We start from the raw sequence: 11,756 nt of genomic DNA, 5'->3' as shown, positions 1-11,756 counted from the left end.
AATGGAGAAATCTAATCGGTATGTTATACCTGAGAGAAGAGTGAGGAGTTATCCAAGGGTTGTAAAAGGAAAACCTCAAAAATACCCAAGAAAAAGCCAGTCAATCTCTTAACTGACTGGCATTACCTCTTTTGAGGGCTTTTTTATCACTTCCAATGCATTATTTCTTTTTAAAGAGATAAATTTGATACTGCGCTTGCAACTCAAATTGTTCATTTTTTTCTAGAGCTTCTCGACGCTCAGCTTTCACTTTATATGCATAAGGCGTCATTGCAATTAAGTTTTTGAGATCCTGCTGAGAAAGTGACATTTTCGCTTGAACCACTTGTTCACTTTCCAATTCAAAATCATTCGCCAGTTGTTCTACAAATTTATGCGGTTCATGTGGCTTTACTTCTTCAAACAGGGCTTCACGCATTGCATAAAGATGCTCTGGTGCAGGTGTAACCACCATCAAGTGACCCTCAGGCTTTAACACACGAAGGATTTCTTCTTTAGGAATTGGACTAAATAAACTCGTACACAAGTCAATTGAGTGATCTAACACAGGCAAGGTCGCCCCTGTCCCTACCACCCAAGTCACCTCTTTATTCAGCTTAGCGGCCACTTGTACTGCATTTTTAGCAATATCGACACCCACACACTGTAGTACTTCAGCTTGCATCGCATCGGTGTAATAGCCTTCACCACAACCAATATCCAACAAGTTTTCAACCCGTAATTTTTGAATCAAAGCCACCACTGCCAGTTGCAAAGGTGCATAGTGACCTGCGCTCAAAAATGCACGGCGCGCCTGTACAGATTCAGGCGTATCGCCTGGGTTTTTACTGTGTTTATGTTGAACCACATGTAAATTGACATAGCCTTGTTTTGCAACATCATAGCTATGATTATTTTCACAGCGCCATGTCCGCTCTGTGAGTTTTAATGCTTCACGGCATACAGGACACATCAACAGGTTCATCATTTACTCCACTATATTTTGAAATAAAAAAACCGGCATTTGTGGGAGCAAATGCCGGTTTCGTTTATTTATTTGCTTACCGTAATTTTAAAGTCATTAGACCTAAAACTACCAGCATAATTGTAATAATCCAGAAACGAATCACCACCTGCGTTTCACGCCATCCCTTTTTCTCATAATGATGGTGCAGCGGTGCCATTAAGAATACGCGCTTATTCCGCATACGCAGCGAGCCAATTTGCAAGAAGACAGAAATAGCTTCAACCACGAAAACACCGCCCATAATGGCAAAAACGATTTCTTGACGAACCATGACTGCAATCGTACCGAGCATCGCACCTAGAGATAAGGCACCGACATCACCCATAAAGACTTGAGCAGGATGCGCATTAAACCATAAGAATGCCAAGCCAGCACCGATCATTGCCGCACAGATCACGACAAGTTCAGATGCATATTTCACATAAGGAATATGTAAATAATCGGCAAAACGAACATCACCAGCCAGATAAGCAAATACACCTAAACCTGCGGCAACCAGAACGATTGGCATAATCGCCAGACCATCCAAACCATCGGTTAAGTTCACCGCATTAGATGCACCGTTAATCACCAAATAAGTAAAGACAATAAAGCCAATACCGAGTGGGATAATAGACAACGGAATGCTAATTTCTTTAAAGAATGGAATCAGCAGATCCAACATATTTGAGGTATGGATTGGATTCGCCTGCTGTGTCGCAATCACATAGAGTGCAATACCAGCGCCTAGGGATGCCACAGAAGTCCAAAAGAATTTCTTCTTCGCAGGCAGACCGGCATTGTCTTTATAACGGATTTTAATCCAGTCATCTGCCCAGCCAACAGCACCAAAGATCACCATCACCCCAAGTACAATCCATACATAAGGGTTTGAAAGATCGGCCCAAAGTAAGGTTGAAATCCCAATAGACAGTAAAATCAACACACCACCCATAGTTGGTGTGCCCATTTTTTTGGCATGATTTTCAGGTGCAAATGAACTGACTGCCTGACCATATTTGAGAGCTTGCAATTTGCAAATCATCACAGGTCCAAGTAACAGACCAATGGCCAATGCCGTTAAGACACTGAGTAGCGAACGAAGCGTTAAATAACGAACAACCTGAAACGAGCTGTGATAACCCGCAAGCTGCTCAAATAACCATAACAGCATTAAAGTTTCTCCATCAATTCAGCCATCAAAGTTTCCATGTGGGTATAACGAGAACCTTTAAACAGGAAACTCATGGACTGAGGCTGATGTGTTTTGACTAGACTAATTAATAACGGTAAGGCCTGTTCTTGAGATAGAAAGGCCTGTAATTTTTTACCATATTGGGTACTGCGCGCGCCTTCTTGCACGGCAGGTGAAAACTCACCGACAGCAACAACAAATTGAAGACCAGAATGTGACACAAGGTCACGTCCTAACATGTAGTGCTGCTGTGCAGCAGATGAACCTAACTCACCAATATCCCCAATGACCATGACTTTGATGCCATCTTGCTGCGCAAGTACATCAGCAGCAGCACGCATTGAGGTTGGATTTGCATTGTAAGTATCATCAATAAACAAATAATCTTTGTGTTGAATAAAGTTTAGACGACCTTTGGCACCTGTCGCATGTTCAAGACCCACAACGATATCATCTAAACTCACACCAATCGACAACGCGAAAGCTGCGGCTGCAGTGGCATTTTGCACATTATGTTCACCAGCAAATGGCAGTTGAACTGGACGTGCACCTTGTGGCGTATTTAAGATAAATCGTGAAGATTGAGCCTGAAGTTCAGTTTCAGTCGCAAAGACATCCCCACCCTGACCAAAACTCATTACTTGCTCAGTTTGCACCGCTTGACGAATGGCATCTGTAAAATCATCTGCCGCAGGGACAATCGAAGTTCCTGTTTTCGCTATATGTGCATAAATTTCAGACTTGGCACGACAAATACCATCACGCCCACCAAACTCCCCCATATGAGCGGTGCCAATATTTAAAATACCGGCAACCTGAGGCTGTACCAAATTTGAGGTGTAATCAATTTCACCTTTATGACTGGCACCAAGCTCCATCACGGCATACTGATGTTCTGGACGTAACTCAAGTAACATCATCGGTACGCCAAGGTCATTATTTAAATTACCGCGCGTAATTAACGTTGGTGCAAGACGAGAAAGGATACTCCCGAGCATCTCTTTGGTTGTGGTTTTACCACTACTTCCTGTCAAGGCAATCACTTTTAAGGCTGGGTTTTGGGCACGACGAAATGCACCTAAATGTCCAAGTGCTAAACGTGTATCTGCAACCACCAACTGACAAATATCCACATCCACCGGATGACTGACAATGGCAATTTCACAACCCTTTTCAGCCACTTGAGCAAGGAAATCATGCGCATCAAAGCGTTCACCTTTCAGGGCAAGAAAAGCATCTCCTTGCTCTGCATGACGTGAATCGGTCAAAATTCGTTTCACAGGAGCTGTCGGCGCTTGATTATTATGCCAGTGCCCTTGTGTCGCTTGAACCAACTGTTCGGCAGTCCAAGGTTCTAACGGAACCGTACTGGTCGTTGAAGTATGCATATCTGTTTCCTATTGCGCTGGATAAGCCGAGTCAGTGTTGTGATGCTGTGAATCAATCGCTGATTTCACTTCCACCACATCATCAAACCAATGTCGAACACCATCAATTTCTTGATAGTTTTCATGGCCTTTACCAGCAATCACCACAATATCACCCGCTTGCGCATGGTTGACTGCGAATTTAATCGCTTCACGGCGGTCATGGATTTCATGGACAGTTTTTCCAGTGAAATCAATACCAGCCTTCATATCTGCAAAAATTTGTTCTGGGTTTTCAGTACGTGGATTATCTGAGGTAATCAACGCAACATCTGCATGGTTTAATGCCGCTTGAGTCATCAATGGACGTTTACCACGGTCACGATCACCGCCACAACCGAACACTGCCCATAACTGTTGCGATACATGACGTTTTAAGGTCTGTAACACTTGAATCAAGGCATCTGGTGTATGTGCATAATCCACTACAAACAAGCGTTCATCATCACGGATCACTTGCATACGGCCCGGTGCACCTTTTAATTCGGGCGCAGTTGCGATCAAGGCAGATAAATCAAAACCTGCTTGCTCCGCTGAAATTAAGCTGGCCACAATATTTTCAATATTGAAGTGCCCCAATAATGGACTTTGCACCACAAATTCAGCTTGAGCAGTACGCAATTTAAATTGTGCGCCCGTTAAGCTGTATTGAATATCGGTCACTTGATAATCCGCAGCCTGACGCGTTGAATAAGTCAAAATTTTAGGCTGAGCCGGATTTTGACGTGCAGCATTCATCATCACTTCGGCATGTTCATCATCGAGATTGATGACTGCAACTTTGAGCGATGGAAACTGAAATAAACGTGATTTCGCTTCAGCATAGGCTTGAAGGGTTTTATGATAATCCAAATGGTCACGACTTAAATTGCTATAAGCGGCAATTTCAATAGCACAACCATTTAATCGACCTTGTTCTAATCCATGCGAACTTGCCTCAATGGCAGCAAACTCTGCTTCTTCAAGTGCATAGGTATGCAACGCATTTTGCATATGCAACGCATCTAAAGTGGTGTGAGAAGAGGCTTCTAAATTCGGTAAAATTCCGTTCCCGGTAGTTCCCATCACTGCACATTTTTTGCCTTGCAGCATGAGTAATTCAGCGATTAAGCGTGAGATCGTGGTTTTACCATTGGTACCCGTCACTGCCAAAATTCGTGCAGCTTGAACCGGTTGAGTCGCCTGTAAATATTGCTTTTGCCACTGCCCCATCAATTGACGCACATCAGCGATTACGACACTTTGATCCAAGCCCAAATCAGTTTCGGAAATAACTGCCAACGCACCATTTTCTAACGCTGTACATGCAAATTGTGCTGTTTTTTCAGGTTGCGAAATCGAAGTCAGGGCAATAAATATTTGCCCTGCTGTAACTTTGCGACTATCCAGATTGAAGCCTTGAAAGGATTGCGACATCCATTCAGCGGGCTGTTCAACGGTGTATAGATCTTGAAACGTAATTTTCATTCATCACCTATTACTGGATCTTAGGAGTGTCTAAAGGTTTATCTAAAGGTACGTTCATTAAACGTAAAGATTCTTGCATTACACGAGCAAAAACGGGTGCAGCCACCAGACCACCGTAATACTGACCTGTTGGGTTTTCCACTACAACAATCATGGCCAAACGTGGATCACTCACTGGTGCAACACCGGCAAAGAGTGCTCGATATTCTGAAGTCGAATAGCCTTTACGGTCTGCACGTAATTTATGTGCTGTACCAGTTTTACCCGCCACGCGATAACCCGGGATATTGGCTTGACGTGCCGTACCACCTGGCAAGGTCACCGCTTCCATCATTAAAAGCACTTGATCGGCAATTTTAGCGTCAATAATCTGCTCACCTTTCGGCTGTTCCTCAAGCTTATACAAGCTCAGTGGCATTTTGACGCCCTTGTTGGCAATCATGGCATAAGCATCTGCCAGTTGGAGTACTGTAGCGTTCAAACCATAACCATAAGCCATGGTTGCTACTTCTGACACATTCCATTTGCTCTTCGGTAAAATCAGACCAGCACTTTCACCGGGGAATTTCACCGCTGAACGTTGACCAAAGCCAAGACGTTGATAGAACGTTGGTAATGTTTCATAAGGGAGAGATAAAGCGATTTTTGCCACACCAACGTTAGACGATTTTTGAATAATGCCACCCAAAGTCAGAGGGCCATAGTTATGCGTATCTCGAATAGTATGATTCCCAACGCGCATTGAACCTGGTGTGGTATTTACAACTGTATTTGCCGTGTATTTGCCGCTTTCCAACGCCATTGCCACGGTCATTGGCTTCATGGTTGAACCTGGCTCAAAAGAGTCAATCGCACCACGGTTACGCATGGCATCTTTATTTAAAACACCTTTTTTATCGTTCGGGTTGTACGACGGCCAAGAGGTCATCGCCAAAATTTCACCTGTTTTGACATCCACGGCAATCGCGGTTGCAGAACGTGCATTATTGGCCACCCCTGCGGCGGTCAACTCACGGTACATGATGTATTGCAAACGTGAATCGATACTGAGCGTGATATTTTCGCCCGACTCGACTTCTTTCACAATCTCAGGGTCTTTAACACGGTTGCCCTTTTTATCACGGACAATTTGCTGCGCACCATCAACACCTGAAAGACGTTCATTCAGTTGCATTTCTAAGCCTTCAATACCCATGCCCTCACTATTGGTTAAGCCAATAATTTGTGAGTTTGGCTGAGGCTGTGGATAGTAGCGCTTATAGTTTTTCTCAGTATATACGCCCTGAAAGTCACGTTTCATGATCAATTCAGCTTGTTGCGGCGGTACTTCTTTCTTTAAAACCAAATAACGTGAACGTGGACGCTCATTCATTTTGCGTTTCAGTTCAGCACGATCCATACCGACAGCATCGGCAAGTTCATCTAAGCTTAGATTTTTATCAGGTAATTGACGTTTTAATTTACGATTGTTTGGATCTTTAGCCAATTCAGCCGTGGTTTCTTCAAAGAGTTTTTTATTGTCAAAATAATCACGTGGATCGATCACGATTTTCATGATCGGGGTACTAATCGCTAAAGGCACACCGTGACGGTCATAGATGACACCGCGCATGGCTTTTAAGGTTTCAGTTCTTAAAATTTTAGCATTGGCTTTATTTTGTAAAAAGTCTTTATTAATGATTTGTACATAAAAAGCCCGCCCCACCAATGCAATGAAGCACAGCAAAACCACTGCCCACATCAAGTGATAGCGCCACATCTCCACCGAAATGGCTGTACGACCAGTAACAGACTGCTGTTTCTTACGCGGAGTTTGTTTGTTTCTCTTTTCAACCATGTGACCGGCAGCCTATTTTTTCTGTTCTGGAGTTTGTGGCAATGAAATAACAACGGTTTGTGCAATAGGAGGCGAATACATGCGTAATTGGGTAACTGCACGTGTCCCAATTTGGGCTGTTGCACCGAAAGTTTGTTGTTCGATCAGCAAACGTCCCCATTCTGCGTTGAGGTCATCCCTTTCACGCATATAGGTACTCAATTGACGATAATCTTGGCGATATTCAAAGACTTGAAAGACCACCATAATCGCACTCACAAAAACCAAGAGCAATAAAATGCCATATGTAATGATTTTCTTCGACTGCGATTGATCAGAGTTTTTTTCGATTGCTTCGGTTTTCATTCTTTGCCTTTTAAGCTAAACGCTCTGCCACACGAAGCCAAGCACTACGAGATCGCGGATTGGCTTTAACTTCTTCTTCACTTGCTTTAATTCGTGACACTTTTTTTAAGCGGCGGGTATCTTCGCGTTTTTGTGGTAAACCCCAACCTGTGTCTTCTGCAAGTGTAGATTCTTTTTGAATAAATTGTTTAATTAAACGATCCTCTAAAGAGTGGAAACTGATTACTGCAAGAGTGCCTTCAGGTTTCAGCATATCCACCGCTTGAGGTAAGAAGATATCAATATCGTCGAGTTCTTTGTTAATAGCAATACGAATTGCTTGGAAAGTTCGTGTCGCTGCATGTTTATTTTTTTCCCATTTTGGGTGGGCAACTTTCACAATTTCGGCCAATTGAGCTGTGGTTTCAATATACCCTGCCGCTTTAATCGCTTTGGCAATACGGCGGCTATAACGTTCTTCACCATATTTAAAAATAATATTGGCCAAATCTTCTTCTTCAATATCAACCAACCACTCTGCGGCTGTTGGGCCTTGTGAGTTGTCCATACGCATATCAAGTGGGCCATCTTTCATAAAACTAAAGCCACGCTCTGCTTGGTCTAACTGTGGAGATGATACCCCTAAATCCGCCATAATACCGTCGACCAAATCGATACCTCGACTACGCAGTTCTTCTTTTAAGTCTGCAAAACTGGCGTGAATAATTTTAAAACGCGCATCTTCTTGTTCTAATTCTGCGGCAACAGCCAATGCTTGCGGGTCTTTATCAAAGGCATAAACACGTGCATTTTCATCTAATTTAGACAGTAATAAACGCGTATGACCGCCACGCCCAAATGTGCCATCTACGAAAATTCCTGTATTGCGATCTGCCAGTAAAGCATCAACAGTTTCATGAAGTAATACAGAAATATGCGACATAAGGGTTCGTTCAACACAGCTAAAAATGTAACTGCACATTATTACCTTGTTTTAGCAAAGCTCCAAACGTCTTTTTGTACAGAAATATTACTTTCCATAGAGAAAACCGTTTTTATTTTTTGCCATCCATTAAAAAACCTCCCGAAGGAGGTCTTTGAACATCTCAAATCCTAGATTTCGATGTATTAGCGCTTGTTATTGTAGATCTGATCGAAGATCGCACCATTCACAAAATGTGTTTGTTGAGCTTTTGCCCAACCACCAAACACTTCATCAATGGTAAAGGTTTTTAATGGCGGGAACTGTGATTTATATTTTGCTAAAACTGCTGCATTACGTGGGCGGTAAAAATGACGAGCTGCCATCTCTTGACCTAATGGAGAATAAAGATAATTGATATAGCCTTGAGCTAACCATTTATTACCATTTTTATCGACAGTTTTGTCTACGATTGCCACTGAAGGCTCAGTCAAAATCGACATCGATGGATACACGATATCAAATTTGTTTTTACCCAAAGTTTTTTGCGTAACTAAAGCTTCGTTTTCCCAAGTCAATAACACATCACCAATACCACGTTCTGCAAATGTAGTCATCGATGCACGTGCCGCAGAGTCCATTACTTTTACGTTATGGTACATCTTACCCACGAAATCTTTGGCTTTCGCTTCATTACCACCCGGCTGTTTCAAAGCATAACCCCAAGCTGACAAGTAAACCCAACGTGGGAGACCGCCAGTTTTCGGGTTCGGCGTAATAATTTGTACACCCGGTTTGGTTAAATCAGACCAATCTTTAATATGTTTCGGGTTGCCCTTACGCACCATGAATACAATCGTTGACGTATATGGCGCTGAGTTATGTGGAAACTCTTTTTGCCAACCCGGCTGAATCTGACCAGACTTCACAATTTCTTCGATGTCATTGGCCAAGGCTAAAGTCACGACATCACCTTTTAAACCGTCAACCACAGAACGGGCTTGTTTGCCTGAACCACCATGTGATTGTTTAAATGCGACCGTTTTACCGGTACGCTCTTTCCAATATGCACCAAATGACTTATTAAATTCGTCATAAAATTCACGCGTTGCATCATAAGAAACATTTAAAAATTCACGATCAGCGGCCTGAGCAGACGCTGAAAATGCAACACCAGTGGCAAGCAACGCGGCACTGAGCCACGCCTTAAATTGAGTTTTCATAACAGCCAGCATAAAGTTATATTCAATACTGCTAAATATATGAAATAAAGTCATAAATCGCAATTGCAGCGTGTTTAGACGCTTTGTTGAATACAGCTAAGGCTACGAATTTAATTGTTTGTTTTTCATATTAAAATACACAAAAACAATCTACTTATTCCCTATATATAGATTTTTATGCATTACATATGCAAAAAACGGATAATCTAAATTATCCGTTTTACACCACTCAACTTTATTTACAGACTTACTCTTTATTCTTTTCACTATAGATTTGATCAAAAATCGCACCATTCACAAAATGTGTTTTTTGCGCTTTAGCCCAACCGCCAAACACTTTATCAATGGTAAAGGTTTGAACTTTCGGAAATTGAGCAGCGTATTTTGCTGTGGCTTTTGCATCGCGAGGGCGGAAGAAATATTTACCTGCCAGCTCTTGGCCTTTAGGTGAATATAGATAATTCAAATAACCCTTCGCCAAATTTCGATTACCATTTTTATCGACGGTTTTATCCACTACTGCCACTGAAGGTTCGGCTAAAATCGAAATAGACGGATAAATAATGTCATATTTATCTTTGCCTAGGCCCTGAGTCGCTAACAGTGCCTCATTTTCCCAAGACAGTAAGACATCTCCAATGCCACGCTCAGCAAAGGTCGTGAGTGAACCACGTGCGCCAGAATCCAATACTTTGACATTGCTATAGAGTTTTTTCACCAATTCTTTGGCTTTGGCGTCATTGCCACCCGGCTGTTTTAAAGCATATCCCCATGCTGATAAATAGATCCAACGCGGTGCGCCGCCTGTTTTTGGATTTGGTGTAATAATTTCAACGCCCGGTTTGGTCAGGTCATTCCAATCTTTAATTTTTTTCGGGTTACCTTTGCGCACCAAAAATACGATGGTTGAGGTATACGGTGCAGAATTATGTGGAAATTGCTTTTGCCAGTTCTTATTGATTTGTCCTGTCGCCACAATTTCATCAATATCATTGGCCAATGCCAAAGTGACAACGTCTGCTTGTAAACCTGTTGCCACTGCACGAGCTTGTTTGCCAGAACCACCATGTGATTGTTTAAAGTTAATCTCTTGTCCTGTACGTTTTTTCCAATATTGTCCAAATTCTTGGTTATATTCCTGATAAAACTCACGTGTTGGGTCATAAGAAACATTTAAGAAATCTTTTGCGGCATACACCTGTACCGCCACCCCACCCAACAAAGCGAAAATGCCCGATGCTATTATTTTTTTCATCTGCTCAAACTCAAATTGATCTTGAGAGCACTATATAAATCAAAAATAACTTTAACAATCAGCTATCTATAATATAAATTCAAATCTATTTCTGTTTTAAAGATATCTAAAAATAACGTATTTAAAGCTTTAATTCTGCTAATACAGCAACAATCAGAAGCGATCTCCATGCTATCTTCATAGTTGTTTGCTAAAACATCCGAAAATCTGGAGAAAACAGTCTATTTAGGTAATCCTAGTACAGACTTTTTTAGTTTTTTTGTAAAAATTGTGACGTAGTTCTACTTTTTAATTACGAAAGATGGTTAAATCGTAGTCTAAATATTAAAACTATTTTGCAAATAAAAAGTTCCATCACCAAAACTAGGGGGAGATTTGGACATGAAATTTTCATACGCACTATGCCTAGGCTTAAGTTTAAGCGTTACTGCACAGACTGCTTTGTGTGCTGCAACCAGCACCGCATCGAATAACAAACTTACGATGCCTGCTGAACGTACCTCATTGATCGAAAAAGCGATTAATCAGCAAAAATCTGAAGGTAAAGGCCGTACAGACGATAATTTAAAAGTATTTACATCTATTAAAGCTGCACCGACTCAAAGTTTCTTTGCATCACAAAACCAAAGTTTTTCTCGTTTTGTTCAAGCCATTTTCTCTGGTAACAACTCATAACGACATCAGCATATTAATGCTGCCCAAGCTATTGTTTTAGACCAGTTCCCCCACTGTCTTCTAAAAAACACTAAAAACGCCTGATCATTCAATGTTGAACATGCATAAAGAGCGCATTCTCGCTCTTTTAAGGGCGGGTTAGCTCTTTTTTAATGACATGGATTTTTTTGCATTTTTTTTAGAAGTTGGTATTCTTTGGTTTTCGATATACTTTTTAACAACTTCTAAACTTGCACCACCACAAGATACAATGCAATAACTAGGCGACCAAAAGTGATTGCCCATAATTTTCCCTTAATTTCATCCCAATAAGATCGTCTTGACATACTCCCACCACCAAGCTAAGAGCTATGGTGGGGGAATCTTTGCGACCCATGCAATCTTAGAGATTGCACCTTTCGATACCGCACTGCGCTGACAGTATGGCGGTACAGGAACTCTTTATA

Annotated in this window: 10 protein-coding genes and 1 pseudogene; 1 reads left to right on the top strand and 10 read right to left on the bottom strand. The window is 41.8% G+C overall.

Annotation, left to right across the window (positions count from 1 at the left end; genetic code table 11):
* Window positions 1-160: 160 nt before the first annotated feature.
* From FTU37_RS15290 to FTU37_RS15250, 9 genes are all read right to left on the bottom strand, one after another.
* Window positions 161-964 carry a putative RNA methyltransferase gene (locus FTU37_RS15290; RefSeq protein ID WP_180124612.1) on the bottom strand — a complete coding sequence of 268 codons (804 nt, stop codon included), beginning with the start codon at window positions 962-964 and terminating at the stop codon, window positions 161-163.
* A 76-nt stretch (window positions 965-1,040) separates the two neighbouring features.
* Window positions 1,041-2,159 (bottom strand): phospho-N-acetylmuramoyl-pentapeptide-transferase, encoded by a 1,119-nt coding sequence (gene mraY / locus FTU37_RS15285; protein WP_180124611.1) that lies wholly within the window; start codon window positions 2,157-2,159, stop codon window positions 1,041-1,043.
* Window positions 2,159-3,568 carry a UDP-N-acetylmuramoyl-tripeptide--D-alanyl-D-alanine ligase gene (murF, locus tag FTU37_RS15280; RefSeq protein ID WP_180124610.1) on the bottom strand — a complete coding sequence of 470 codons (1,410 nt, stop codon included), beginning with the start codon at window positions 3,566-3,568 and terminating at the stop codon, window positions 2,159-2,161. Before murF ends, mraY begins: the two co-directional genes overlap by 1 nt.
* 9 nt (window positions 3,569-3,577) lie before the next feature.
* Window positions 3,578-5,074, bottom strand: coding sequence for a UDP-N-acetylmuramoyl-L-alanyl-D-glutamate--2,6-diaminopimelate ligase (locus FTU37_RS15275; RefSeq protein ID WP_180124609.1), 1,497 nt, complete (start codon window positions 5,072-5,074; stop codon window positions 3,578-3,580).
* Between the two features lie 10 nt (window positions 5,075-5,084).
* Window positions 5,085-6,911, bottom strand: a complete 1,827-nt coding sequence (ftsI, locus tag FTU37_RS15270; RefSeq protein WP_180124608.1) for a penicillin-binding protein PBP3 — start codon at window positions 6,909-6,911, stop codon at window positions 5,085-5,087.
* Between the two features lie 12 nt (window positions 6,912-6,923).
* A complete protein-coding gene (ftsL, locus tag FTU37_RS15265) occupies window positions 6,924-7,256 on the bottom strand; it encodes a cell division protein FtsL (protein ID WP_078189390.1) in 333 nt (110 codons plus the stop codon).
* Window positions 7,257-7,266: 10 nt separating this feature from the next.
* The gene (gene rsmH, locus FTU37_RS15260) at window positions 7,267-8,178 is read right to left on the bottom strand and encodes a 16S rRNA (cytosine(1402)-N(4))-methyltransferase RsmH (protein WP_180008673.1); all 912 of its coding nucleotides are present in this window, start codon (window positions 8,176-8,178) and stop codon (window positions 7,267-7,269) included.
* A gap of 185 nt (window positions 8,179-8,363) precedes the next feature.
* The gene (locus FTU37_RS15255; RefSeq protein WP_078189545.1) at window positions 8,364-9,380 is read right to left on the bottom strand and encodes a sulfate ABC transporter substrate-binding protein; all 1,017 of its coding nucleotides are present in this window, start codon (window positions 9,378-9,380) and stop codon (window positions 8,364-8,366) included.
* A gap of 247 nt (window positions 9,381-9,627) precedes the next feature.
* Window positions 9,628-10,635: a sulfate ABC transporter substrate-binding protein gene (locus FTU37_RS15250; protein WP_180008671.1), complete on the bottom strand. Its 1,008-nt coding sequence runs from the start codon at window positions 10,633-10,635 to the stop codon at window positions 9,628-9,630.
* A gap of 381 nt (window positions 10,636-11,016) precedes the next feature.
* On the opposite strand from FTU37_RS15250, the gene FTU37_RS15245 reads away from it, so the two are divergent.
* Window positions 11,017-11,310, top strand: coding sequence for a hypothetical protein (locus FTU37_RS15245; RefSeq protein ID WP_180039355.1), 294 nt, complete (start codon window positions 11,017-11,019; stop codon window positions 11,308-11,310).
* A gap of 138 nt (window positions 11,311-11,448) precedes the next feature.
* On the opposite strand, the pseudogene FTU37_RS15240 reads toward FTU37_RS15245, so the two are convergent.
* Window positions 11,449-11,580: pseudogene (locus FTU37_RS15240) on the bottom strand (transposase); the annotation flags it as partial.
* Between the last annotated feature and the right edge of the window lie 176 nt (window positions 11,581-11,756).

Origin of the sequence: Acinetobacter sp. YH12097 (genome assembly GCF_013419225.1) — a bacterium.
Lineage (GTDB): Bacteria > Pseudomonadota > Gammaproteobacteria > Pseudomonadales > Moraxellaceae > Acinetobacter > Acinetobacter amyesii.
Note: the sequence above shows the minus strand (reverse complement) of the source record. Positions and strands in the feature narration are given on the sequence as shown.

Bases quoted from the DNA above. Each gene is read 5' to 3' on its own strand.
- FTU37_RS15290 (WP_180124612.1), bottom strand. From the start codon at position 964: ATGAACCTGTTGATGTGTCCTGTATGCCGTGAAGCATTAAAACTCACA.
- mraY (WP_180124611.1), bottom strand. From the start codon at position 2,159: ATGCTGTTATGGTTATTTGAGCAGCTTGCGGGTTATCACAGCTCGTTT.
- murF (WP_180124610.1), bottom strand. From the start codon at position 3,568: ATGCATACTTCAACGACCAGTACGGTTCCGTTAGAACCTTGGACTGCC.
- FTU37_RS15275 (WP_180124609.1), bottom strand. From the start codon at position 5,074: ATGAAAATTACGTTTCAAGATCTATACACCGTTGAACAGCCCGCTGAA.
- ftsI (WP_180124608.1), bottom strand. From the start codon at position 6,911: ATGGTTGAAAAGAGAAACAAACAAACTCCGCGTAAGAAACAGCAGTCT.
- ftsL (WP_078189390.1), bottom strand. From the start codon at position 7,256: ATGAAAACCGAAGCAATCGAAAAAAACTCTGATCAATCGCAGTCGAAG.
- rsmH (WP_180008673.1), bottom strand. From the start codon at position 8,178: ATGTCGCATATTTCTGTATTACTTCATGAAACTGTTGATGCTTTACTG.
- FTU37_RS15255 (WP_078189545.1), bottom strand. From the start codon at position 9,380: ATGAAAACTCAATTTAAGGCGTGGCTCAGTGCCGCGTTGCTTGCCACT.
- FTU37_RS15250 (WP_180008671.1), bottom strand. From the start codon at position 10,635: ATGAAAAAAATAATAGCATCGGGCATTTTCGCTTTGTTGGGTGGGGTG.
- FTU37_RS15245 (WP_180039355.1), top strand. From the start codon at position 11,017: ATGAAATTTTCATACGCACTATGCCTAGGCTTAAGTTTAAGCGTTACT.